The 23497-nt window shown below is 64.9% G+C and carries 22 protein-coding genes; 6 read left to right on the top strand and 16 right to left on the bottom strand.

The window, feature by feature from the left end:
• Nucleotides 1-49 precede the first annotated feature (49 nt).
• Nucleotides 50-580, bottom strand: coding sequence for a sugar ABC transporter (locus PAQ31011_RS02335; protein ID WP_150574297.1), 531 nt, complete (start codon nt 578-580; stop codon nt 50-52).
• 179 nt (nt 581-759) lie between these two features.
• Between PAQ31011_RS02335 and PAQ31011_RS02340 the strand changes: the two genes are divergently transcribed.
• Nucleotides 760-1653, top strand: a complete 894-nt coding sequence (locus tag PAQ31011_RS02340) for a LysR substrate-binding domain-containing protein (RefSeq protein WP_150574298.1) — start codon at nt 760-762, stop codon at nt 1651-1653.
• Between the two features lie 23 nt (nt 1654-1676).
• Here the strand turns inward: PAQ31011_RS02340 and PAQ31011_RS02345 are convergent, their stop codons facing one another.
• Nucleotides 1677-2429, bottom strand: a complete 753-nt coding sequence (locus PAQ31011_RS02345; protein WP_246179298.1) for a sulfite exporter TauE/SafE family protein — start codon at nt 2427-2429, stop codon at nt 1677-1679.
• A gap of 218 nt (nt 2430-2647) precedes the next feature.
• Here PAQ31011_RS02345 and PAQ31011_RS02350 point away from each other — a divergent pair, with 218 nt between their 5' ends.
• Nucleotides 2648-3631: a LysR substrate-binding domain-containing protein gene (locus tag PAQ31011_RS02350; protein ID WP_150574299.1), complete on the top strand. Its 984-nt coding sequence runs from the start codon at nt 2648-2650 to the stop codon at nt 3629-3631.
• Here the strand turns inward: PAQ31011_RS02350 and PAQ31011_RS02355 are convergent.
• From PAQ31011_RS02355 to PAQ31011_RS02380, 6 genes are all read right to left on the bottom strand, one after another.
• The gene (locus tag PAQ31011_RS02355; protein WP_246179299.1) at nt 3564-4364 is read right to left on the bottom strand and encodes a helix-turn-helix transcriptional regulator; all 801 of its coding nucleotides are present in this window, start codon (nt 4362-4364) and stop codon (nt 3564-3566) included. The two genes, PAQ31011_RS02350 and PAQ31011_RS02355, sit on opposite strands and share 68 nt — an antisense overlap.
• Before the next feature lie 194 nt (nt 4365-4558).
• Complete coding sequence (locus tag PAQ31011_RS02360; protein ID WP_150574301.1) at nt 4559-5248, bottom strand: Fe2+-dependent dioxygenase; 690 nt, start codon at nt 5246-5248, stop codon at nt 4559-4561.
• Between the two features lie 17 nt (nt 5249-5265).
• Entirely contained in the window at nt 5266-7740 is a 2475-nt protein-coding gene (locus tag PAQ31011_RS02365) for a TonB-dependent receptor (protein WP_246179300.1), read from the bottom strand.
• Between the two features lie 214 nt (nt 7741-7954).
• Entirely contained in the window at nt 7955-8767 is an 813-nt protein-coding gene (locus PAQ31011_RS02370) for an ABC transporter ATP-binding protein (RefSeq protein ID WP_246179375.1), read from the bottom strand.
• On the bottom strand, nt 8767-9876 hold the full coding sequence (locus PAQ31011_RS02375; protein ID WP_150574302.1) for a FecCD family ABC transporter permease: 1110 nt from the start codon (nt 9874-9876) through the stop codon (nt 8767-8769). Before PAQ31011_RS02375 ends, PAQ31011_RS02370 begins: the two co-directional genes overlap by 1 nt.
• Nucleotides 9877-9899: 23 nt before the next feature.
• Nucleotides 9900-11096 (bottom strand): ABC transporter substrate-binding protein, encoded by a 1197-nt coding sequence (locus PAQ31011_RS02380; protein ID WP_246179301.1) that lies wholly within the window; start codon nt 11094-11096, stop codon nt 9900-9902.
• Between the two features lie 156 nt (nt 11097-11252).
• Between PAQ31011_RS02380 and PAQ31011_RS02385 the strand changes: the two genes are divergently transcribed.
• The 3 genes from PAQ31011_RS02385 (at nt 11253) to PAQ31011_RS02395 (ending at nt 15157) form a co-directional block, all read left to right on the top strand.
• Nucleotides 11253-12107 (top strand): response regulator, encoded by an 855-nt coding sequence (locus tag PAQ31011_RS02385; RefSeq protein WP_150574303.1) that lies wholly within the window; start codon nt 11253-11255, stop codon nt 12105-12107.
• On the top strand, nt 12100-13626 hold the full coding sequence (locus PAQ31011_RS02390) for an ATP-binding protein (protein WP_150574304.1): 1527 nt from the start codon (nt 12100-12102) through the stop codon (nt 13624-13626). Before PAQ31011_RS02385 ends, PAQ31011_RS02390 begins: the two co-directional genes overlap by 8 nt.
• Nucleotides 13627-13825: 199 nt before the next feature.
• Entirely contained in the window at nt 13826-15157 is a 1332-nt protein-coding gene (locus PAQ31011_RS02395) for a chloride channel protein (RefSeq protein ID WP_150574869.1), read from the top strand.
• Here PAQ31011_RS02395 and tam read toward each other — a convergent pair.
• From tam to PAQ31011_RS02435, 8 genes are all read right to left on the bottom strand, one after another.
• A complete protein-coding gene (gene tam, locus PAQ31011_RS02400; protein WP_150574305.1) occupies nt 15088-15903 on the bottom strand; it encodes a trans-aconitate 2-methyltransferase in 816 nt (271 codons plus the stop codon). The genes PAQ31011_RS02395 and tam overlap by 70 nt on opposite strands.
• A gap of 44 nt (nt 15904-15947) precedes the next feature.
• The gene (locus PAQ31011_RS02405; protein WP_150574306.1) at nt 15948-16805 is read right to left on the bottom strand and encodes an anti-sigma factor family protein; all 858 of its coding nucleotides are present in this window, start codon (nt 16803-16805) and stop codon (nt 15948-15950) included.
• On the bottom strand, nt 16798-17478 hold the full coding sequence (locus PAQ31011_RS02410) for an RNA polymerase sigma factor (protein WP_150574307.1): 681 nt from the start codon (nt 17476-17478) through the stop codon (nt 16798-16800). Before PAQ31011_RS02410 ends, PAQ31011_RS02405 begins: the two co-directional genes overlap by 8 nt.
• 136 nt (nt 17479-17614) lie before the next feature.
• A complete protein-coding gene (locus PAQ31011_RS02415) occupies nt 17615-18010 on the bottom strand; it encodes a cupredoxin domain-containing protein (protein ID WP_217424830.1) in 396 nt (131 codons plus the stop codon).
• Between the two features lie 15 nt (nt 18011-18025).
• Complete coding sequence (locus PAQ31011_RS02420; RefSeq protein ID WP_174989880.1) at nt 18026-19012, bottom strand: metallophosphoesterase family protein; 987 nt, start codon at nt 19010-19012, stop codon at nt 18026-18028.
• A 141-nt stretch (nt 19013-19153) separates the two neighbouring features.
• The gene (locus PAQ31011_RS02425) at nt 19154-20089 is read right to left on the bottom strand and encodes a M23 family metallopeptidase (RefSeq protein WP_150574308.1); all 936 of its coding nucleotides are present in this window, start codon (nt 20087-20089) and stop codon (nt 19154-19156) included.
• Between the two features lie 169 nt (nt 20090-20258).
• Nucleotides 20259-21251: a sensor domain-containing diguanylate cyclase gene (locus tag PAQ31011_RS02430; protein ID WP_150574872.1), complete on the bottom strand. Its 993-nt coding sequence runs from the start codon at nt 21249-21251 to the stop codon at nt 20259-20261.
• 125 nt (nt 21252-21376) lie between these two features.
• The gene (locus PAQ31011_RS02435) at nt 21377-22528 is read right to left on the bottom strand and encodes an acyltransferase family protein (protein ID WP_150574309.1); all 1152 of its coding nucleotides are present in this window, start codon (nt 22526-22528) and stop codon (nt 21377-21379) included.
• 276 nt (nt 22529-22804) lie between these two features.
• Between PAQ31011_RS02435 and PAQ31011_RS02440 the strand changes: the two genes are divergently transcribed.
• Nucleotides 22805-23488 carry a phosphatase PAP2 family protein gene (locus tag PAQ31011_RS02440; RefSeq protein WP_150574310.1) on the top strand — a complete coding sequence of 228 codons (684 nt, stop codon included), beginning with the start codon at nt 22805-22807 and terminating at the stop codon, nt 23486-23488.
• The last annotated feature ends 9 nt before the right edge of the window (nt 23489-23497 follow it).

The raw sequence follows: 23497 nt of genomic DNA on the forward strand, positions 1-23497 counted from the left end.
TGAACGGGTAGTTACGCGTGCCGAAATTCGGCGCGCCTCAGCGGGGCATTCAGCGGGACAATTCGCTGCGATTAAGTTGTTCGCCCATCGGCACGTAGAGATGCACGCCTTGCGGCGGCTCCGCGAGACGCATGGCTTCGTCCGCCGACACCACGGCAAGCCAGCGGTGCGCCGGCGCTTTCTCCAACGCCACCGCTTGCATGGCGATCGGCTTCAGCCCCATGTCGATCAGCGGCTCGGGTCCGCTCGCGCAGAGCGCCAGGCGCTCGCTCATCCGCACGGCAGGGGCCAAGCCGATGTCGCTGTACAGATTTCGATGCCAGTCCGTGATGTGTTGCTGCCACCGTGCGAAGTTGCCGCCGCCTTTCTGGCGGTATTCGTCGCCGGTCAGCACGTCCAACCCGTCGACCGTATGCATGGCGAGATACACGGGGCATCCCGCGGTGACGGCCTTGAATCGTTGTGACGATTGAAAGCCCGTCACCGAAATTAGGGCGGGCAGCTTTTCGCGACTGTAGAAGTCGTTCCATTCGGCTTCGCTGGCAGCGTCGGCGAAGGTGCACTCGACGGTGTAGATCATGGTGTGTCGTCGCTCCCGGAGGTTGAGCATTCGCGCGTGACTTGCGCGGGATTTGTGCGTTTTCATTGCATGAACGTAATGCTAATCTGGCGTTTTCGACGTCCATAACGACTTCCGATCAGTCTTCAGTGATATTTAATCAAGCTGACGACCATTACCCTCCCACCGACCGAACCCAGATGCGACGCAAGATCCCGAGCCACTCCGCCCTACTCGCCTTCGAGGCCGCTGCTCGACACGGGAGCTTCGCGCGTGCTGCCGACGAGTTGGCCCGCACCGAAGGTGCCGTCAGTCGTCAGATCGGACGGTTGGAGGACTTTCTGGGCGTGACGTTGTTCGAGCGCATCGGCAACCGTGTGCGTTTGCTGCCCAACGGTGCGCGATACGCCGCGCAGGTGCGCGAAACGCTGGACCGGCTGGAGCGGGACAGCCTGTATCTGATGGGGCAACCGTCCGAGGGCGCGAGTCTCGATATCGCCGCGACACCGACTTTCGCCACGCGCTGGCTCATCCCCCGGTTGGCGCGCTTTCAGGATAAACATCCGAACATTACCGTCCACCTCTCGGAATGTATGGCGCCCTTCCTACTGGCGGGTAGCGGGTTCGATGCGGCGATCCATTTCGAGCATCCGGCATGGGCCGGAATGCACGTACACCGTCTGCTGGAAGAAGTGTTGATTCCGGTGTGCAGCCCGTCGCTGTTGGCCCGTGCGGGGGAAGGCGCGTCGCTGGACGACTTGCCGCGTCTGCATCGTCGCCAGAATCCGGACGCCTGGCAGCACTACGCGCAGGGCACCGGCATCATGCTGACCAACTCAGCCGTAGGCGCGCGTTACGACCTTCACTCGATGCTGATCGAAGCCGCATTGGCAGGTCTGGGCGTGGCGCTGGTGCCGCGTCTTTACGTCGGGGCCGAGCTTGAGAAAGGCCGTCTGGTCGCGCCGTGGCCGCAGGACAGCGCTGTGGCGAAGAACTTCTGTCTCGTGCTACCCGAGCCGCTCGCATTGGCTCACGGACCGATTCGCACGTTCTCGGATTGGCTGCTTGATGAGGCTGGTGCGACACCTTCCTGAGGCTCGAAGCGCCCTCACTCAACTCATCGCCACGCCGCACTCAACATCACGCCGCCGGAGACGATCAGCATCGTATCGAGCAAGCGCTGGAAGACGCTCGGCGTAATGCCGAGGACGAAGCGCTTGCCAAGCATGGTGCCCAGCATCAGCGTCATGCCGACGATCAGGCCATTGGCCCAGGCTTCGGGCGGCAGCGCACCCAGCCCTGAGAACATCAGCACCTTGGCGACGTAGATGAAGACGGAGCTGGCCGACTCAGCGCCGAGGAACGCACCGCCCGACAAGCCGTACGCGGCGAATGCCGGAACGCTGAGCGGCCCCGTCGACAGCACGATGCCCGTCAGAAAGCCGATCACCGCGCCCACCGCCGCCAGTTGCCACAGCGTCAGACGCCACTGATGGCGTCGAAGGAAATGACGGGTCGGCACCATGGCGATAAAGAACGCCCCCAGCGCGATATCGACGGCGGTCGACGGGAGGCTCCAGAGTGTCTTCGCACCGAGGGCGGCCGCCGGTGCACCCGGCACCGAGTAGGCGAGCACGGCGCGCCAGTCGATCTCGCGCCACCACGCCACCACCTTCGAGAGATTGCCGACGATGGCCGCAACCGCCATGATCGGCACCGCCTGTTTCGGGCCGTACGTGTACACCAGCACCGGCAGCAGCATCATCGACGATCCCGTGCCGACCACCCCGCTGACCGCCCCCGCCGCCGTTCCGACGATGGCGATCATGACCATGCCCCACGCGTGTCCCGCCAAGAATCCTGCCAACATCCGTGCCTCGCGATTTACCGATCCCTTCACGCTATCGAGCCGTCTAAGTATCAAGCCCTCTAAGTATCAAGCTCTCTAAGTATCAAGCTCTCTCAGGCAGCGTGAACCCTAGCCGCGACGATAAAGCATGATGCATGCTCACACCATCGACGAATTCGCCGCCCTTCTGTGATAAAAAGTCACAGTTCATTGACGACGTCGCCTTTCAGAGCCCCAACATGTCGCGCCAACTACCGCCGTTGCATGCCCTGCGTGTTTTCGAAACCGCCGCACGCGCCGAGAGCCTCAGCGCCGCCGCGCAGGAATTGTCGATCACACATGGTGCCGTGAGCCGTCAGATCGCCTTGCTCGAAGAGTGGCTGGGGCAAACGTTGTTCGTCCGTCAGGGCCAGCGCAATGTCGCGACGGACCACGCGCGGGCATTCGCCGCAGAGATCAGCGCCGCGTTCGACCTCATTGGCGACGCGGCGCTGCGCTTCGGTAAAGCACCGCAAACGCGCGTGGTACGCGTCAACGCGCAGACGACGCTTGCCATGCACTGGCTGATCGCGCGGCTGCCCACGTTCCATGCGGCTCACCCGGATGTGCAGGTGGTCGTCACCACCTCGAGCGGGGCCGATCCGGCATTTCGCGGCGGGTTCGACGTCGCCATCCGGCGCGATCCGCCGCCGCGTCCCGAATGGCAGCCTTACGAGAGAACGCTGTTGTTCTCCGAACGCGCGAGCGTCGTGGCCGCGCCCTCGCTGCTGGAAGCGCTCCCGTTACGACGGCTGAAGGATCTGGCGAAGCACACGTTTGTCGCCACGCAAACGCGCGTCGGTGCCTGGGAAGACTGGTTGAGCGTTGCCGGTGTGCCCGCGCTTCGGCCGGTGCGATTCCATCGCTTCGACCACTATCACGTGAGTCTGCAGGCGGTTGTAGATGGGCTGGGGCTGGGCATCGGCTGCACACCGACGCTCGATCGCGAACTGGCTGCCGGTCGCCTCGTCATGCCGTTTCCGGACATTCAGGCCGACGGCGCGACCTACGTCACGCTCGTGCCGCGCGATGCCGACAAATCGAGACCGTTACGGGATTTTCTGACGTGGGTGCATGAAGCCACGCATGAAGTTGCAAGCGCCCCTGCGACCGAGGTTACGCCCCCGGCCCGACGCTCCACTTCCCGGGCGACACGCCGAACGCGCGACGGAAGTACCGGGTGAAGTGCGACAGGTCGTTAAACCCCTGTGCGAGCGCGACGTCGGTCGCCGAGGCCCCGGCGCGCAATGCGGGCAACGCACGCACGAGACGCAACTGATTGCGCCACGCATGCGGCGCGAGCCCGGTCTCGCGCGAGAACAGGCGCGCCGCATGGAACGGCGAAAGATCGACGGCTTCGGCGAGTGCCGTGAGCGATAGCGATTCGGTGAGATCCGCCGACAGACGCGCCTTCATCGTCTCGACGCGCACGGCGTCGCGATGCATGGTCAGCGTCGGCACACTCGCCTGCGCGTGACGGACCAGCATCATCGACACGGCGTCGATCAGCACGCTTTCAGCCAGCAGCGGATCGGCACCGATCTGAAGCAGCCGGTGCGCTTCGAGCAACCGATCCAAGGCCTGCACGTCGTAGATGACCTGCTCGCCGAACCACGGCATCGCATCGTCGACCGACGCCGGTCCGATCGGCACTTCCAGCGGACTTTCCAACTGACGTTGCACGCCCTGCACGAAGCCGACCGGCAGGTAGAACACGCGGTAGCGCCACCCGAAGTCTGTCTCCCGCGCGCCCGTATGGACTTCGCCGGGATGGATGATGGCGATCGACCCGGCGTCCGCCACGTGCTCGCCGCCTCGATAGGCATAGCGCTCCGCCCCGGCCACGATGCACGCGAACGTGTACGTGTCGTGCCAGTGCGGCGCGAACGTATGGTCGTTGTATTCGGCCGTGAGCATGTCGCCTCCGGGTACGAGCGTCGAGCGCCAGTACAAAGGGGCATTGCGGAACGGCTGAAATGGTTGAACGGGCTGAAACAAGGCATCCATGCCCGCTACTTTACACTGGGCCGCACACGGCCGTCCGGCACGCACCGGACAGCCGGGGCGCGGCAGCAGTCACCGCCATCGCGGCTCATTGCGGCCCATTGCAGCTATACGTCCGCCCACATCCGCAACAGGTTGTGATAACTGCCGGTCAGCTGCACCAGCGATTCGCCGTAGACCTGATCGGCCCCCTGCTGCGTCATCCGTTGAATCGCCACGTCCATGTCGAACAACACGCTGCGCTGGGCGTCGTCACGCACCAGACTTTCGATCCAGAAGAACGACGCCAGCCGCACGCCGCGCGTGACCGGATTGACCTTGTGCACGCTCGTGCCCGGGTAAAGCACCATGTGACCGGCTGGCAGCTTGACGGCGCGCTCGCCGAAGCTGTCGCGCACCACCAGTTCGCCGCCGTCGTAGCTGTCCGGCTCCGCGAGGAAGAGCGTAGCGGACAAGTCCGTGCGCACCCGTTCGCGCACGCCCTTGATGCCGCGCACGGCGTTGTCGACGTGATAGCCGAACGCCTCGCCGCCTTCGTACCGGTTGAACAGCGGCGGATAGATCCGACGCGGCAACGCGGCCGACATGAACACGGCATCCTGCGACAGACGTCGCAGAATCTCGTCGCCGAGACGACGTCCCCACGGGTCGTCCTCAGGCAACTGCCGGTTCTCCTTGGCCTGCGCCGACTGCATGCCCGCCGTCGCTTTGCCGTCGACCCACGTTTGCGCCTGCAATTGCTCGCACAGGGCACGCGCTTCGTCGCGGCTGAATACGCCCGGAATCTCGATCATCATGGTGCTGACCCCTGCGCTTAAAACGCGATGTCGGCGCTAACCGTCACCGTGCGTCCTGCGCCCGGCACGCCGTACAACTGGAAGCCGTCGAGCGACGCACCGATCTGCGCGTAGTAGAACTTGTTGAACACGTTGTTCAGGTTCAGGTTGACGTGCACGTGGCGATTCACGCGATAACGCGCCGCGAGGTTATGCACCCAGTAGCTCGGCGCTTTCTCGTTGTCCGCCGTGTAGATCGGGTTCACCCCCGACGGACCGGACGCGTTGCTGCTGTTGTTGTTCTGGCCGCCGACATAAAGGTTGTCCGTATAACGGCGATGTCCCACGTACTGCACGCCATAGCTGAGCGCGAGGTCCGGCGTGACCTTGTAGGACGTCCAGATCGAGCCGCTCCAGTCCGGCACGTTGGCCGCCTCGGCGCCCTCGTTCGCCCCCTTGGTGATACGGCTCTTCATGCGCGAGATGCCCGCGAAGATCGACCACTTGTCGGTGATGTTGCCCTGCAAGCCGAGTTCGATACCGTCGACGCGCTTGGCCGGCAGCGCACGCACGGGCGACGTGTCGTCGCTCGTGTACTGCCACGAGTTGCTCAGCTCGGTACGGAAGACGGCCGCCGTCAGGCCGAGTGCGCCGCCCGCCAGATCCCACTTCGTGCCCAGTTCGTAGGTCTGCGAAGTAGCCGGGTCGTACTTGGCCGTCGTTGCCGTGCCGTAGATCAGGTTGTTCGTGCTCGCGCCGATGGCGGTCGGCTGCGTCGCGCGGCTGTACGACACGTAGATGCTGCCCGGCTCGACCGGCTTGTAGACGAGACCCGCGCGGCCGCTCCACGCGCCGTTGGTGCTCGACGTGAGCGTGGCACCCGTCGGCGAGTTCGTCTCCGCACGCCAGCGGTCGTAGCGCAACGACGCCAGGACCTGCCAGTGCGGCGACAGCGTGATCGTGTCGCTGGCGAAGATGGCCGCATCGTTGACGGTCGAACTCGACTGGTTGTTGCCTTCCATCGACCACGTGCCCGCGAACGAATTCGACGGATTCGCCATGTTGAAGAACATGTCGCCCGCCGGGATGTAGGCCGCGCGCGGGTTGCCGCCGTAAGTCTCGCGATACAGCTCGAAGCCGGTCACCACGTCGTGCTTGAACGGCCCGGTGTTCGCCGTGAACTTGAGATCGGTCTGGTTATCGAGAATCTGATAACGCGTGGAGTTACCGAAGTTACTGCCGCGCAGAATGCCGTACTGCGCGCCCGTCAACGTGTAATCGGTGTACGAATTCACGCCGCCGATGCTCGATAGCGGCCCGACACCCGCATAGCCGAGCGTGGCGCAACGCGTGCCGGTGCAGACCTTGCTGCCGTTGGCGTTCGCCGCAAAGAAGCGCGCGGGCGACAGCACGGAGAAGTTGTCCGTACGCTGCCAGCGCAATTGGCTGCGAATCCGTGTGGTGTCGTTGAAATCATGCTCGACGCGGCCTGACAGCGACGTGCTTTCAGTCTGCTGCGTGTAGATGCCCGCCGCGCCGTACCAGTTGCTCTGCTGCACCCCCGGCATCAACTGACCGCCGGTGCCGCGCTGAATCGGCAATCCCGTATCGGGCACGTTGTTGTCCTTCTGATGGAAGACGTCGAAGATCACGCGCGTGCTGGTGCCCAGCCCCAGCCCCAGCGACGCCGCAATGCCATAGCGGTCGTTCTTCACTTCGTCGCGCCCGGCTACGCCGTTGTGGTGCGACATGAGGTTCAGACGCAGCGCCGTGGAATCGCCGAGTTGCTGATTCAGGTCGGCGGTCATGCGACGGTAGTTGTCGCTCCCCAGTCCGAACGAAGAACGATAGAAGCTGCCGAGTTCGGCTTCCTTCGACACGAGATTGACGGAGCCGCCCAGCGCCGCCACGCCTGACTCGATGGTGCCAGTTCCCTTGTAGACCTCCACACGATCCAGATCGAACGTGTCGTTGCGGCTCGACAGACCGGCGTCGCGCACGCCATCGATGGTGATGCTCTGCTCTGCGGAGAAGCCGCGAATCGAGAACAGATCGCCCCACCCCAGATTGCCCTCGCCCGACATGAACGTGATACCGGGGACATTCTTCAGAATGTCCTGCAACGACTGCGCGTTCTGCTCTTCGAGCACCTTTTTGGGCACCACCGTGATGCTCTGCGGGATGTCGCGCAACGGTGCCGTGTACTTCGACGACGAGACGGTTTCGGCCTTGTACGGGGCATCGACTGTGGCCGTGACCGACGTTGCGGGTAGCGCCACCGCGTCTGCGGCGACTTTCGCCGGGGCTGCGCTGCCGTCGGCGGATGTGGCGGCCGGTGCGGTCTGTGCAGCGGCATGCAACGACGCGGCGGCCAGCGCGGCGGCGAGCGTCAGACGGGTATTCAGCCGCAGGCGGGATTGACGCGAGACTGTCTGCGTCGCCGCCCCCAGCGGCAAGGCAAACGTCAATGTGGTGCCGGTGGCGTCGGGTTCCATCGAATTCAAGTGCTTCATCTGGTGTTGTGCGTTATGAGATGAATAGACAAAAAGCGTCCCCGCGCGCCGGGGTGTGCGACACCACCGATGCGTTCGGACTGACTCGGACTACAAGGAAAAAACGACGCGGCCGGCGTGGCGATGTGGCTGGGCGCGCCGGTGCTGAGGCTGCTGTGGAGATAAGGCTTGAGCAGCGAAGCCCGGCGGGCCGCGTCGTGGTGGCGAACGGCGTCTAGACGGGTGTCACGACGTCGTCCACGATCAGTTGCGGCAAGCCGCGCGAGCAGCGCTCGACCCGGGCCTGCACGTCGAAAACGCGGGCGATGGCGTCGGCCGTCACCACGTCCTCGACATTGCCTGCGGCGACCACGCGTCCGTCGCGCAGCATGACGGCCGCATCGGCGTGCCGCATGGCAATCGACAGGTCGTGCATGACCACCACCGTGATCATCTGACGCGCCACAGTCTCACGCGCAATCAGCCGCATGACCTGAAACTGGTGGTGCAGATCGAGCGCCGAAAGCGGCTCGTCCAGCAGCAAGATGCGCGGCGCACGAATCAACGCCTGCGCCAACCCGACGAGTTGCCGCTGGCCGCCGGAAAGTTCGTCGAGAAAGCGCATGGCCAGCGCTTCGATCCCCAGTTGCGTCAGCAAGGCCATGACGACGGCAGGCGTGGGGGCGGTCGCACTGACCGAGTCACGCGCGGCACGGCGCGCGCCGTGGCCTGCGGCCAGCACCGATTCGAGCACGCGCAGATGCACGCCCGCAGGCAGCGCCTGCGGAAGATAGACGACATCGCGCGCGGGAGCGCGGCCCGTGCAGCGGTGCAGGACTTCACCACCGAGCGTCACGTCACCGCGCCCGGACACGAGTCCGGCAAGCGTGCGCAGCAGGGTCGATTTCCCCGAACCGTTCGGGCCGAGCAAGGCGGTCACGCTGCCAGCAGGCAGCGGCGGCAGCGACACGTCATGCAGGATGTGACGACGGCCGAGCGTGACGTCGATGCCCGTCGCCGACAAGACAAGCGCTTGAGATGAGGTGATCACAGGGACCTCCCGCTCGAACGCACCACAATCACGAGGAAGAATGGAATACCGACGAGCGCCGTCACGATGCCCACGGGAATGATCACGCCAAGCAGCAGCGTCTTCGACGCGATCGATGCAAGCGACATGACCAGCGCACCGACGATCACGCAACCCGGGAGATAGAAGCGATGGTCTTCGCCGAAGATGCCGCGCGCGATGTGCGGTGCAACCAGTCCGACGAAGCCGATGGTGCCGACGAACGACACCGTCAGCGCCGAGAGCAACGACACGCGCATCAGCGTGACGAGCCGCAACCGCGTCACACGGATACCGAAGCTCGCTGCGCGGTCTTCGCCGAGCCGCAGTGCCGTCATCGCCCACGACTGACGCCATGCGAACACCGCCATGATCACGAGCACGGCGCCCAGCACGCGCACCTGTGTCCAGTCGCTGCGCGTGAGGCTGCCCAGCGTCCAGAACACGAGCCCCTGTAAGGCGTCTTCCGTGGCGACGAACTGCATCAGCGAGACGAGCGCATGGAAGACGAATACGAGCGCGATGCCCATGAGCACCACGCCCGAGGTCGGCAGACCGCGCCAGCGCGCCACACCGTCGAGCACCAGCGCGGAGATCAGCGCGAAGATGAAGGCGTTCACGGGCACGACCCACACGTCCGGCACGCCAGGCACGTGCAGATTGAGCACGATGGCCAGCGCCGCGCCGAAGGCCGCCGCCGCCGACACACCCAGCGTGTACGGACTGGCGAGCGGGTTGTCGAGGATCGTCTGCATCTCGCCGCCGGCCAGCCCCAGCGCGCCGCCGACCAGCACCGCCATGAGCGCGTACGGCAGACGAATCTGCCAGACGATGACCTGCGCGTCGGGACTGGCGGTCGCAGGCGATACGATCGTTCGCCAAAGATCTCGCCAGCCCAGCGCGGACGGCCCGTGCGTGAAGTCCATCGCCAAGGCGAAAACGATCAGCGCCGCCAAGGCAACGAGCCAGAGGGCACGACGCAGATTCAACCGGCGATAACCACTCGCCACGCCCGCGTGCAAAACGTCTTCTGCCGCCAGCTTTGCCGACGAATCACCCGACAGCGCGCGCTCGGATGCGTGAGACATATCCGCAACTTCCCCTGCAAAACTCACGGCTTATCTCCGTCGGTCCAGTAGGTGCCGTTGAACGGTACCGCGAGAAAGCGCTTGTGGATCTCGGCAAACGTCGCGTTCGCATCGATCTGTTTGAAGCGGCCCGGATAGAACCAGTTGAGCATCGCTTCGACCGCCACGATGTTGTACGGCGAATCGTAGAAGTTGTGCCACAGCCCATGCGTGCGGCCGTCGCGCACGGCCTTGATCGACGCGATGCCCGGCGACTTCACGAACGCGTTCAGCGAATCACGCGCATCGCGCGCCGATGTCTGCGCCCCAACATGAATGCGCAACTGATTGGCGTTGCCGCGCGTGCCGGTTGCGATGTAGACGTCCGGCTGCGACGCAATCACATGTTCGATATTCAGGTCGCCGATCACGCCGGGCAGCAAGTCGCGCGCGATATTCACACCGCCTGCCGCGTCGACGAACTCGCCGATGTTGCCGTTGCCGACCGTGTGGCAGCAACCGGGCCAGACGCCTGCAAGCATCTGCACGAAGACCTTCGGATGTTCGTTCGCCGGGATCGTCGCCACCGCGTCGCGCACGGCTTTCAGGTGCGATTCGTAGAGCGAGATGTACGCCTCGGCCTGCGCTTCGCGGTGCATCGCTTTGCCCATCAGGCGCAGACTCGGCACCGTGTCTTCGAGCGGCTTCTGGCGGAAGTCGACGAAGATCACCGGCACGCCCGCAGCGGCGAACTCCTTGACCAATGCGTTGTGTCGCCCGGGACCGTGACCGCCGATGCTGAAAATGGCGAGGTCTGGCTTGAGCGCCAACGCCTTCTCTGCACTGACGGTCGCTTCCGACGACTGACCGATCTTCGGAATGGTGTCGATCTTCGGGAAGATCTTTTCGTATTGCTGCCACGTCTGCGGGTCGAGCGACTGCAACTCGCCCTGCCAGCCGACGATGCGTGCGAGCGGCTGTTTGCCTTCGAGCAACGCCACGGCATAGAGCAGTCGGCCCTCGCCGAGCAGAATCCGATCGACGTGGTCGGGCAACGTGACCTGTCGTCCGGCCATGTCGGTGACGACTTCGCCCGCGTGGGCCGGGGTGACAACCGCCGATGCGGTCATGGCCGCGAGGGTTGTCGACAGTACGACGCTCGCCGCGCACACAGTGCGTCTGACGGCCTGAGAGAAAAACATCCGCATCACGGTGACATCCATCATAGAATCAAGAACCATTCTCATTTCCATTAGAATGTAGCGTTGCGTTGTGTTGGCTTCGTGTTGACGGAATTTCGGTATGTATTGGTTTGTATTGGCGTGTATCGGTATATGGGCGAGGCTCGCAAAACGGGCGTCCGCCGGTAGACTCCCGTTCTTTGGAATGTCCTTGTGATGTCGTCCGCCCCCTCTTCCTCCGCTGTTTCCCCTGTCGCTGCCGCGCATCCGGTTGCCCGGTTGCTGATCGTCGACGACGATCCGCAGATTCGCGACCTGCTCTCGGACTATCTGCGCGAGTCGGGCTTCGATGTCGCGACCGCCGCCGACGGCGTGCAGATGTGGGCGCAACTCGCCGCGCAACCGACCGACGTGGTGGTGCTCGATCTGATGCTGCCGGGCGAAGATGGCCTGTCGCTTTGCCGACAGTTGCATGCACGCGGCGACGTCTCGGTCGTGATGCTGACGTCGCGCAGCACGTTGCTCGATCGCATCGTCGGCCTCGAAGTCGGTGCGGACGATTACCTGCCCAAGCCCTTCGATCCGCGTGAGTTGCTCGCGCGCATCAAGGCGGTATTGCGGCGCGGGCCGCGTCTGCCGCCGGGGAGTGCACAAACGGTGACGCCCGAGAGCGTAACGGCAGCGCGCGCTGTACCGCTGTCATCGCCTCCCGCGCCGCACCACACCCCGCCCCAGCCTTCACAGGCGGCGTATTTCGATTTCGATGGATGGCGGCTCGATACGCTTGCGCGCCAGCTCATCTCGCCGGAAGGACGCGTGATCACGCTGGGCGGCTCCGATTACCGCACGTTGCAAGCGCTGGTGATGCATCCGCACCGGCCGCTCTCGCGCGACTTTCTGCTCGACTGCGCATTCGGTCGTCATGGCGCGGCCAACGATCGCGCCATCGACGTGTGCGTGAGTCGGCTGCGCGCGCATCTCGATACGCGAGCAAGACCGTCGCCGCTAATTCGCACCGTTCGCAACGAGGGCTACATGCTCGCCGCCGACGTGGTGGCCTCGCATGTCTGAGGGGTCGCGCACGCAAACGGCACGTCCGTCTGTCGGCCAGTCGTCTACCTCACGATGGGCACGCTATGGCCGCTATCTCGGCTGGCCGAGCACACTCTCCGGCCGCCTCGCGCTGATTCTCGTCATCGGGATGCTCGCGACGCAACTCGTCACGGGCACTGTCTGGTTCGACGCCCGCTACGGGCGCGTGGCCGAAGTACCGGTGCGCTCGGGCGGCGCACGCATCGCCGACGCCGTCAAATTGTTCGACGTCGTACCGCCCGCCGAGCGTAGCGCGCTCATGCAGCGACTACGTGCGACCGGCGTCGAGGTGCGCAATATCGACGCCCCCGCCGCGCAGCACCGCATGTCGCACTTCTCCGACGATCTGTTCGACAGCGTGCTTACGTCGCAACTCGGGCCGATGCATCCGTTCGTCGCGCATCCGGTCGTGCTGTACGACGACACCGGCGAACCGCTAGCACTCGCCACGCTGCTCCGTGCGCACGCCCCGACCGCGCACCTCGCCGCCGACGTGCGTCTGCAAGACGGTCAATGGATGTCGCTCGCCGTGGTGGCCGGTCAGGCCGGGCTCGATCTGCGTCCCGGCGCAGCGTTCGCGGATTACTTCGTCCGTATCTATCTCGCGCGCATTTTTGCAGTGATCCTGATTGCGGTGATCGCCGTGCGTATCGCGTTGCGTCCGCTGGCGCGCATGTCGGCGGCGGCCGACCGGCTCGGACGCGACATTCACAGTCCGCCACTCGATGAGAGCGGCCCGATAGAAGTGCGACGCGCAGCGCAGACGTTCAACGCCATGCAGCATCGGCTGATCGAAGCGATGCAAGCGCGTACGGCGTTCCTCGCGTCCGTCTCGCATGATCTGCGCTCACCGCTCACTCGCCTGCGGCTACGCGCGGAAACGCTCGGCGACCCGACCCAGCGCGAACGCTTTCGTCAGGATCTGATGGAAATGGAAGCGATGATTGCCGCGTCGCTCGATCACGTGCGCGGCGTGCCGAGTGGCGAGGCGTTGCGCGACGTCGACATCGAAGCGTTGTTGCGCGCAGTGGCCGAAGACGCGCGAGAAACAGGCGGCGACGTGCGCGTGCGCGACCAGAGCGCGAGCGGCACGGTACGCGGCTATCCGCGCACATTGCGACGCTGCGTGCAGAACCTTGTCGACAACGCGTTGCGCTACGCCGGTGGATGTCGGCTGTCGGCGCATCTGTCGGCCCAGGGCACGCATCTCGAAATCGTGGTGGAAGATCGCGGCCCCGGCATTCCGGAGGCCGAGCTGTCTGCCGCTGTCGAGCCGTTCGTGCGCGCCGGGGTCCATCGTCGGGGCGCTGAGCAGGGCCATGACGGCGTGCCTGGCGGCCCGGACGGCGCCGGTCTGGGCCTGGCCATCGCCCGCACCATCGCACAGGCGCACGACGGCTCGCTGATCCTGTCGAACCGCCCCGGTGGTGGGCTTCGCGCCGAACTGCACCTGCCGGTCGCCGGTCCGGACATCACACTCGACATCCATACGAAATAATCATAAATATCAACGCAACATTCATTTCTCTTATGTTGCGTCGCGCCATACACTCCGGGTATTCCCTGATTAACGGGGATGACCTCAGTATCCGGAGTTAAGGCGCAGCACGATGAACACCCCGCAAGCCACGCAAATCCCAACGCAACAGACCGGGCAAACGACCCCGCGCATGGCCGTCGCACCGGCCGGCCGCGAGATGGTGCAAACGGCGCAGACGGAGAGCGTGCGAGCCACGCCGCTCGTCACGCTGGCCGTCGTCACTGTGCTGACGGGGATTGGCGCGGGCATCGGCGGCACACTGCTCGCCGCCCTGCTCCACATCGTTCAGCATCTGGCTTTCGGCTATGCCGAGGATCAGGTCTTCGGTGCGCAGAGCTTTTTAAGCGGTGTTGCAGCCGCCTCGCCCGAGCGCCGCTTTGCCGTGCTGACGGTGTGCGGCGTTGTTGCCGGGCTTGGCTGGTATGCCGTGCACCGGTACGGCGCAAAGCTCGTCTCCATCAAGGAAGCGGTCGGACGCTCGCGCCCGATGCCCGTCGGCAGCACGCTCGCCCATGCGCTGTTGCAGATCGTGACGGTTGCGCTCGGTTCACCGCTCGGCCGCGAAGTCGCACCGCGTGAAATCGGCGCGCTGATCGGCGACCAGTTGGCGCGTCGCGCCGGGTTGTCTGCCGAACAATGCCGTCTGCTTGTCGCGTGCGGCGCAGGCGCGGGACTCGCCGCCGTCTACAACGTGCCGCTCGGCGGCGCGATCTTCGTACTGGAAGTGCTGCTCGGCTCGTTCGCGTGGCGCGCGGTGCTGCCCGCCTTTGCCACCTCGGCGATTGCGGCCGCTGTCGCATGGATCGGCATGGGGGCGGAACAGCAATACACCCTCCCCGCGTTCGACGTCACCGCGCCGCTCGTCGGTTGGGCGCTCGTGTGCGGCCCGCTCGTCGGGGTCGCCGCGTGGGCGTTCGCACGTCTGACGGAAAGCGCCCGGGCCGCTGCGCCGCGCGACTGGCGTGCACCGGTCTTCGCACTGGCGAACTTCATGGTGCTGGGTCTGGTGATCGCCTGGTACCCGCAATTGCCGGGCAACGGCAAGGGCCCGGCATCGCTCGCGTTCAACGGTGAACTGGTGACGGCACTCGCCTTCGTGCTGCTCGTGCTGCGCGTGGTCTTTACATGGAGTAGTCTGCGCGCCGGGGCGGCAGGCGGTCTGCTCACGCCGGGACTGGCGAACGGCGCGTTACTCGCGGTCGTGCTGGCGGGATTGTGGAACGGCGCGCTGCCGCAGGAGATGGAAGTGGCGCTCGGCGCGGCAGCCCTCATCGGGGCCACTGCTTTCCTCGCCGTGTCGATGCGCATGCCGATCACGGCCGTGGTGCTGGCGCTGGAATTCACGCACGTGAATCAGGATTTCCTCGCGCCGATGTTGCTGGCCGTGGCCGGTGCCGCCTGCACGGCGCGCTGGCTCGATCAGCGTGTGGCGACCACGAAGAGTCGCGGGAACGGCAGCAGCACCGTACCGTCGGCCAGCGCCGGATAAGCCTTCGCGATTTCGTCCGTGTAACGCGCGAGGAAGGCCTCGCGCGACGCATCGTCCAGCTTCGTCAGGAACGGACGCAGGGCGCTTCCCTTGAACCATTCGACGACAGCCGGTGCGCCACCAGCGAGTGGATGATAGTAAGTCGTGCGCCAGATATCGACACGCGAGCACAGGCTGCGCAGCATCGGGTAGTAAAACGATGCGCCATGACGCGCCGTGCGTTCCGTGCCCTTGAGCGTCTCGGCCCAACGCGGGTCCGCGGCGACTTCGCGCATCAACTGGTGCGCCGGTTCGTCAAGATTGTCGGGCGTCTGTACCGCGAGCGAACCACCGGGCGCGAGGCACTCGACGAGACGCGGGTACAGCACCTCATGATCGGGCAGCCATTGCAGCACGGCGTTCGCGAGAATCACGTCGAACGGACCGTCTTTCCACGCGCCGATATCCGCGACGTCGAAATGAAACTGCGGCAGACGTTTGCGCGCCGCATCGACCATATCCTGCGAACTGTCCAGCCCGAGCACTTGTGCCTGCGCATAACGCGCGGCCAGCACTTCGGTCGAGTTGCCGGGGCCGCAGCCGATATCCACGACGCGCGTGGCATCGCGACCGGGAAGCTCAGGAATGGCGGCGACGAGATCGCGCACGGGACGCGTGCGCTCGTCTTCGAACTTGACGTACTGCGACGCTTGCCACGCCGGGTTGGTCGGGGCGTGCGAAGTATTCGACGGCTGGTTTTGCGACATGAATCACTCCATCGGGGGGCTATCGATCAACAGCCGTCACGATATCAGGTCGCCGCCTGCAACGCCTCCACGAAGACACGCAGATGCGAAGGCTCCGCGTCGGTGATCGCCCAGTACGTCATGCCGTTGCGTCGCCAGCGGGCAATCGCATAGCCGTCGCTGCCGGTGATCATGGGCGCTGCCGACGCCTTGTCGCGTGCCGGATAGACGTACACATCGATCGGATGCTTGTCGGTGTGATAGATGAGCACCGACACTGTGCGCCCCCCGACGTAGTCCAGACGTCCGCCTGCCAGCGGGAACCCTTTGTCCGCCAGATCGACGACCGGCGGTGCGTAGTCGAGGCGTCCGTTGAACCACGGCTTGACCGTGTGCTGGTCCGTCGAGATCACGTCGATCGGATGCTGCGACAACAGCGCACGCACGTGACTCGACACGATTTCCTGCGGCTGCAAGCCCGTTTGAGCGACCGGGTCCTGCACCTGCGCAGGCGCAGGCGGACGCGTCACCAGCAACGCCATCGCCACGGCCAGCCCACCGAGGATCGCACCGCCCGCGCCACCGAACAGCCACGGCGCGAGACTCGGCCCCCATGCGGCTTCCGTGCCGGTGGACTTGGCGGGTTTCGAGGGTCGGGTCTCCGGCTTCGCTTCGTGCTTTGCGTCTTGCCTCGGCTCGCGCTGGACGTCAGACGTCGACGACGCGCTCACCGTCTCCTGAGCAACGGCATGGCGCTCGGCATTCGCCAACTCGTCGCGAAGCCGTTCACGCAACGCCTGCGGCGCTTTGTGATGCAACGAGCCGTCGCGCAGCATCTTGCCGAGCGTGGTCGTTTCGCTTGTCGTCGGCGGGTCGTTGGGCGCGACGTGCTTGTCGTCGTGCATATCGTCATCCTTACTCATCACGTCCTCCCCGGGTCGTGCCATCGGCAGGCAAGCGTGTCAGACGCGTCACTTGTGCAGACGAGGACGAGGGCGCCGACGAAGAAGATGACGTCGCCCCGCTCTCCTGCGTCGCGCGCAATGCGGCCGCGAGCATCTGTCTGCCGCGCGCGAGCCGCGACATGACCGTGCCCGCGGGCACGCCGACGATCGTCTCGATTTCCCGGTAGCTCATATCCTCCATCTCACGCAACACCAGCACTTCGCGGAACACGACAGGCAAGCCTGCGAGCGCTTCGCGCACCCGCGCGCATTCATCGCGCCGCACGGCCAGCATTTCCGGATCGCCCGACGAGGCGTCATCCCAGCCCGGAAGACGATCCGCCTCGTGCAAACCGTGCATGGCTTCGTCGAACGGCGTGCCATCGGCGGCGTCGGAGCGGCGTCGCCACTCGGTCATCCAGGTGTTGCGCACGATGGCCAGCAGCCACGCCCTCGCGTTCTCGCCACGAAAGCCGTCGAAGAAGCGCAGCGCACGCAGATAGGCCTCCTGCACGATGTCATCCGCATCACTGGCGCTGCCCGAGAGCCAGCGCGCAAGGTTGTACGCCGCATCGAGGTGCGGCAAGGCCAGTGCTTCAAATCGTCCTGACGGTCCTGACGCCTGAGCGCCGGGGGTATCCGCATCGGTCACCGGGATCTCCCGAGATCGGGCCACACTGTGCCCGCGTGAGTCGGACTGACGCTGCACTCGGCATCGCGAAAGGTATCGCAAGTATCCGCAAACAACGTCAGTGGGCTCATTGAATCACATCTGCACGTGCGAACGGTCATTTCACGACGATGACCCCCGTCATATGGGGATGAATCGCGCAGTAGTACGGGTACGTTCCCGGCTTGTCGAAAGTGAACGCGAATGTGCCGTCGGTATCGAGTGCGCCCGACGCAAACGTGCGAGGGTTCGACGAACTCGTGACGGTATGCGGCTCGTCGTCGCGATTGGTCCACGTCACGCGCGTGCCGGCTTTGACGGTGAGCGTCGCGGGCGAAAAGGTGAAGTTGTCGATGTGGACTGCGCCCGGGTCTGTGACCGCCGCGGCAGCCTCGGTTCGTCCGGCGAGTGCGAGCATACCGGTCGCTACGACGGCGAGCCCCGCCAACAGCGTGCGACGTTGCGCGGCATGCGACCCCAGGCGGGAAGACGGAAACGAATGAGACGATTTCATGGCAGCCCCCCCGAGTCATGACGCCAGCGTGGTATCGCCCAGCAGCGGCGCACCGTCCAGCGAGGTGAAATCGACGCGGCGAATGCCCAGCGTCTGCCGCAATTGCGATGCGTCGACCTTCAGCGGCCCCGGGCCCGGGCCGCCACCCGGCGCGGGCTGCGGAAATGCCGTCGACATCGCCGTCTGCAATCGCACGTTGCCTTCGACCTTTTGCAGCACCTGATGGATGTGGCCATTGAGCACCGTCACCGATCCGAACGGACGCAGCAACGCGAGCGCACGGTCACCGTCGTCGGTCCCCCATCCCCACGCCGGATAGACCGACCAGAGCGGCATGTGGGTGAACACAACGAGCGGCGTGCTACGGGAGCGGCCCTTGAGATCTGCGGCCAGCCAGTCGAGCTGTGTGTCGCCGAGATAGCCCATGCCGCCCGCCTTGAGATTGAGGACGTTCACGAGCGCGATGAAATGCACGCCCTGCTGGTCGAAGCTGTACCAGCCGTTGCCGCCGCTACGCGGGGAAAAGCGCGAGAAGAAGGCGCGACCGTCGTCGCCGATGACGTCGTGTTCGCCCGGGACGTAGTGGGTCTCGAGACCCGCGCCGTTCACGATCTGCTGCGCCGTGTCGAACTCTTCGGCCCGGGAAAGATGACTGACGTCTCCGGTGTGCAGCATGAACGCGGGCCGCTGCGCGGCACTGCGGATGCGCTCGATGGCGGATTGCAGCGTAGCCGCCGGGTCGGGGTTCGGGGCCTTGTTGAAACCGATGTGGCTATCGCTGATCTGGACAAACGAGAGCGTGCCGGATGACGGATTCTCGGCAGCGGAGGCCGTCGTGCCGCCCAGCACCGTCGCGAGCGGGAGCCCGCGCGGCACACCACCGTCGAGCGTCCACAGAATCCCCGCCCCAGCCCACGCCAGGCAGGCCATGGCACGCCGACGCGACATCGCTGGCGCGTCGGCAACGTCTTTCCCATCGTCCTTTGGATCCCGACCGCTCATGGCACACCTCCATAGAATGAGGGCGCCCGGTTCGTCACCATGACGGGGTATCGCGTGCGCCGTTATTCGTAATACCGGCGCACACGACGATTTATTCCCGAACGTCTCCGAAACGTTGCGAAGGAACGAACTTTGAAGGGATCAGAGCGGTGCGTAGTTCCAGCGAGGCAGTGCGCCGGTACGACCATGCGTGTGCCACGACGGCACGACATTGAGCACGCTTTGACAACCGTTGCCGGGCGCGGCATGCGCATGCTTTTTGACGATATCCGCATCGCGCACGGTCAGCAACTGACTCGGGTCGACCGGATTGCCGTTACGGCGTAGCTCGAAGTGGAGATGCGGACCGGTCGCCATGCCCGTCCGACCGACCTCACCGATCTTCTGGCCAGCCACGACGGTATCCCCGACGCGAAGGCCACGCTCGGACGCGGACAAGTGCGCGTAAAAGGTCTCGCTGCCGTACCGGTGCGAGATCACGACGTAACGCCCGAACCCGCGACGCTCGAACCCGATGAACTTCACCTGACCGTCGGCCGCCGCGCGCACCGGGGTCCCCGTCGGCGCCGCAAAATCGACGCCGCTATGCGTGTGCGACACGCGTCGGACCGGGTGACGTCGCTTACCGAATTCCGATGTCAGGCGCGCGCCGACCACCGGCATCACGAAGAACTTCCCCGATTGCGGCGCGCGGGCGCTTGCCGGTGTGTTCAGGGGAGCAAACAGATTCGGGCGGCCCTGCAATGCCGACATGTGCCAGCGGCTCGCCGCGGACACAGGGATCGGCGACAAGGGCGTGATCTTGCCGCAGACCGACTGGCTGATCGACACAGCCGGCAACGTGGTGGGTGGCAAATGTTGACCAAACAGCGGCGTGGTGAGACGCGGATGCAGATGCAACGGAGCCCCGGCGGCAGCCACAGCCGTTAGCGGCACGACCGTCCAGAGACCGAGGATAGAGACCAGCGCAGCGCGGCATAAGGCGACGTGAGCGCACCTGCTCTGCCCTCGCAGGCTTTGCGCGCCGCCGTCCAACGTGACGCGCACGCGCCCAACGAAAGGAGTAGAGAAAGACATCGCTCGACAGACTGAATCGGAAACGACGCAGTCTACGGGGCGCAGGGGCGAAAATTGGTGGGAAATGCCCCAATTTGACCGCAGATCACGGCCAAAACCGGGCAAATTGGGAATTTACACAACGCAACGTGCGGACTTCCGGGCACCGAGCGCGGCACCCGGGGGCCCATCAGCGGCGCGTGCCGGGACGCGTGCGCTTAATCGCGTACATCGCCTCGTCGGCGTGGTCCATGAGTTGCGTCATATCGGTGCCGTCGTCGGGCAGCATGGCAATGCCCACACTCACGCCCAGTTCGAGCGACTTGCCTTCGAATTCGAACGGCGCGCCCACTTCCTGTGCCAGTCGCTGGCTGTGCGCTTCGGCGTCCTCGCGCGAGTGAATGCCACACAGAATCATGCCGAACTCGTCGCCGCCGACGCGTGCGATCGTATCCGAGCGGCGCGCCGTGGCGTTCATGCGCTCGGCGGCGGCACGAATGGCTGCGTCGCCCGCACGATGACCGTAGCGGTCGTTGATGGGTTTGAGCCCGTCCATATCGATGTTCAGAATGCCCAGCCGCGACGACGAACGCAGCGCCAGATGCACAGCCTGACGCAGGCGGTCGTAGAACAACGCGCGATTGGGCAGGCCGGTGAGCGCGTCGTGCGTGGCTTGCAGATAGAGCTGACTCGTCTCGAAGCGCGCCGCGTGGAACATCGCCGCCGCAATCAGTTCGCTCATCAGTTCGAGCGTGCGGACGTCGGCATCCGGGAACGCCGACGGGGTCGGCGCGAAGACCTTGAGCACACCGACGGTCGTGTCCAGATGCTTGAGCGGCGTGACGATCATCGAGCGCAGGCCGACCTTGCGGCAAGCATCGCGGTCGACACGCGGATCGGTCTCGGAATCGTCGCAGCGAAGAATCTCGCCTGTCTTCACGCACTGGCCCGAGAGTGAGCCGTCGCGCGAGAGGCGCATGCCCAACAGGTTCGCCGCGACACCGGACGCCGCCCGGTACACCATGTCGTCGCCCTCGGCCAACTCCACGACCGCGCCGTTGGCCTGCGTCAGATGCTGCACCCGCTCCGTCACAAAGGCCATCACGCCGCCGAGATCCAGGCCGAGTTTGGCAATTTCGGTTTGGGTTTTGACGATCTCCAAAAGCGTATTGCTTTCGGGCATAACGGCGACGGCATGTTGGCTCACGACCTATCCTGTTCTTCAAAAAGCGTGAACCCGCAATGTACCATCGCGCGTTTGGAATTTCATTTCAAAACGCGCGACGCGGCACCGCAAGCGTCGGCGAATCACAACGCTGCGGCTGGCGCTGTGCCTGGCTGACGCGGCAGTAGACGCCGTGCGGCCGGTCCGCTCACATGCCGGTGCAGCGCGCCGCCGAGCAATGTGCAGACGATTAGCACGGGGACGTAGACGAGGAAAGTCCAGCGCATGTCGTCACCCGCGAGGGCTCGGTACGCCGGCGTCACGGCCAGCACGACGAACATGTGGCTGAGGTAAATCTCGTAACTCCAGCGGCCCATTTGTGTCAGCCAGCCGAAGCCTCGCGGTAGGGCGCGTGTCGAGCCATGGGCGGCCGCGAGCCACAGCGCAGCACTCACGCACAGCAGCAACATGACGTGATCATGCAAACGCGGCCACAACACATCGTTGAAAAAAACCACAGCGAGCAACCCCGCCACACCCAGTACGCCAAGGCCTCGGGCCACTCCGCGCGAGAGCGTCACGCGCTGCATCAGCAATGCCGTGAGCACGCCCCAGGCGATCGCCGCCATGCCCGGAAGATAAGCCTTCTCCTGCCAGATCTCGTTGCCCGCCAGCGCCGCGCGCGTCCACGGCAGCGAGACGGCAAGTGCTGCGAGCGCGAGCACGCGCCATGGCCCGCGCAACACCAGACAGAGCACGGGAAACGCCAGATAGAAACACTCTTCGATGGAGAGCGACCAGAGCACGTCCCATCCGCCCGGTAGCCAGTTCGTGCGGCCCTCGTACCAGTTGAGGGTCATCGTGAGCGCGGACGTCACGGCACCGACCAGCGATTGCCCCGGCTTATTAATGACGAACGTCGGCACGCCAAGCAGGTGCATCACAGACAGCACCGCTAGCAGCAGGAGCAGCAATGGGAAGATGCGAACGGCGCGCAACGCGTAGAAGTGACGCCAGCGCATGGCATCGAGCGAGCCGTAGCGTTCCAGCGAACGACGCGTAATCACAAAACCGGAAATCACGAAGAAGACGAACACGGCTTCGTAACCGTTGAAGCTGATGCCCTTGATGATCCGTGCCGGCAACACGTCGCCCAACAAGCTGGGGCCGAGCGGCAGACGAAACTTCAGGGCGAGGTGGTGAACGACCACGAACAGAATGGACAAGCCGCGCAGCAGGTCGATGCCGTCGTTGCGCGTGCGCAGCGCAGGCGCTTGCGCCGGGGGTAAAGCCATGAAAACTCCGGAAGGTGTGCGGGGGGTCACACCGCAGACATCGTACTATGGCGTTGTCCCGGTGACACCCCATCGAATTCGACGGGGTTACCGGGTGCATATTACGCGGTGACAAACCGGTACCTTCCGGTCGAACGAACCGCCGTCGGCGCTGTCCGATGCCTTTCGATACCCAAGATCGCGCCGCCACATGACAATTTGGTTTCGTCACGGCGGCACGCGTAAGATAGCGCTTTCGCCCGGAGCGCCCTGCTCCCGGGCCGTCATTCGGCAGTCATGTCTAACTTCTGGATCACCATTACCGATTTCGGTAGCGCCGCCGTCACGGTGCCGCTGGCCGCCGCGCTCATCCTCTGGTTGCTTTCGGCACGCGCATGGCACGCCGCCTTCGCCTGGATTGCGCTGTTTGGCGCCGGCTCGCTCGTCGTAGCCGTCTCGAAGGTCATGTTCCTCGGCTGGGGGCTCGGCGTTCGTGAGATCGATTTCACCGGCGTCAGCGGTCATACGTTTTTTGCCGCGACGGTCTATCCAGTCATGGCGTGGTTGTTGCTGAGCAAGCTGCCGTGGCCGTGGCGGGTACTCGGTACGCTGGTGGCAGCGGCCGGGAGCGTCGCGGTGGGCGTCTCACGGGTCGCGCTGTCGGCGCATTCGGTCTCGGAGTCGATTGCAGGCTGCATCGTCGGCTTCTCGGTCTGTGCGGCGTTCGCGTGGTACACGCGCGGCGACGACGCGCCCAAGCTGAAGACGCTGCCGATGGCCGCGAGCCTGTTCGTGCTCATGATGTGGCTGCATGGCGAGAGCGTGCCGACACAACGCTGGATCACCGACATCGCGCTCATCATGTCGGGCCGCGAACAGCCCTTCAAACGCTATAGCTGGCTGGCCCGCAAGCCCGCGTCCGCTCCGGCCATACCGGTGACGCCTGCGCTTCCGACGCCAAGCCCAGCCCCAGTGCGCTAGGCGGTCGCT

This window comes from Pandoraea aquatica (assembly GCF_902459565.1).
Taxonomy (GTDB): domain Bacteria; phylum Pseudomonadota; class Gammaproteobacteria; order Burkholderiales; family Burkholderiaceae; genus Pandoraea; species Pandoraea aquatica.

Excerpts from the sequence above, each read along its gene's own strand:
- PAQ31011_RS02345 (WP_246179298.1), bottom strand. The coding sequence starts at position 2,429 with ATGTTGGCAGGATTCTTGGCGGGACACGCGTGGGGCATGGTCATGATC.
- PAQ31011_RS02355 (WP_246179299.1), bottom strand. The coding sequence starts at position 4,364 with ATGCTCACGGCCGAATACAACGACCATACGTTCGCGCCGCACTGGCAC.
- PAQ31011_RS02405 (WP_150574306.1), bottom strand. The coding sequence starts at position 16,805 with ATGAGTAAGGATGACGATATGCACGACGACAAGCACGTCGCGCCCAAC.
- PAQ31011_RS02360 (WP_150574301.1), bottom strand. The coding sequence starts at position 5,248 with ATGATGATCGAGATTCCGGGCGTATTCAGCCGCGACGAAGCGCGTGCC.
- tam (WP_150574305.1), bottom strand. The coding sequence starts at position 15,903 with ATGTCGCAAAACCAGCCGTCGAATACTTCGCACGCCCCGACCAACCCG.
- PAQ31011_RS02390 (WP_150574304.1), top strand. The coding sequence starts at position 12,100 with ATGTCTGAGGGGTCGCGCACGCAAACGGCACGTCCGTCTGTCGGCCAG.
- PAQ31011_RS02415 (WP_217424830.1), bottom strand. The coding sequence starts at position 18,010 with ATGAAATCGTCTCATTCGTTTCCGTCTTCCCGCCTGGGGTCGCATGCC.
- PAQ31011_RS02395 (WP_150574869.1), top strand. The coding sequence starts at position 13,826 with ATGGTGCAAACGGCGCAGACGGAGAGCGTGCGAGCCACGCCGCTCGTC.
- PAQ31011_RS02340 (WP_150574298.1), top strand. The coding sequence starts at position 760 with ATGCGACGCAAGATCCCGAGCCACTCCGCCCTACTCGCCTTCGAGGCC.
- PAQ31011_RS02365 (WP_246179300.1), bottom strand. The coding sequence starts at position 7,740 with ATGAAGCACTTGAATTCGATGGAACCCGACGCCACCGGCACCACATTG.
- PAQ31011_RS02435 (WP_150574309.1), bottom strand. The coding sequence starts at position 22,528 with ATGGCTTTACCCCCGGCGCAAGCGCCTGCGCTGCGCACGCGCAACGAC.
- PAQ31011_RS02420 (WP_174989880.1), bottom strand. The coding sequence starts at position 19,012 with ATGAGCGGTCGGGATCCAAAGGACGATGGGAAAGACGTTGCCGACGCG.
- PAQ31011_RS02380 (WP_246179301.1), bottom strand. The coding sequence starts at position 11,096 with ATGGTTCTTGATTCTATGATGGATGTCACCGTGATGCGGATGTTTTTC.
- PAQ31011_RS02335 (WP_150574297.1), bottom strand. The coding sequence starts at position 580 with ATGATCTACACCGTCGAGTGCACCTTCGCCGACGCTGCCAGCGAAGCC.
- PAQ31011_RS02385 (WP_150574303.1), top strand. The coding sequence starts at position 11,253 with ATGTCGTCCGCCCCCTCTTCCTCCGCTGTTTCCCCTGTCGCTGCCGCG.
- PAQ31011_RS02350 (WP_150574299.1), top strand. The coding sequence starts at position 2,648 with ATGTCGCGCCAACTACCGCCGTTGCATGCCCTGCGTGTTTTCGAAACC.
- PAQ31011_RS02425 (WP_150574308.1), bottom strand. The coding sequence starts at position 20,089 with ATGTCTTTCTCTACTCCTTTCGTTGGGCGCGTGCGCGTCACGTTGGAC.
- PAQ31011_RS02375 (WP_150574302.1), bottom strand. The coding sequence starts at position 9,876 with ATGTCTCACGCATCCGAGCGCGCGCTGTCGGGTGATTCGTCGGCAAAG.
- PAQ31011_RS02430 (WP_150574872.1), bottom strand. The coding sequence starts at position 21,251 with ATGCCCGAAAGCAATACGCTTTTGGAGATCGTCAAAACCCAAACCGAA.
- PAQ31011_RS02440 (WP_150574310.1), top strand. The coding sequence starts at position 22,805 with ATGTCTAACTTCTGGATCACCATTACCGATTTCGGTAGCGCCGCCGTC.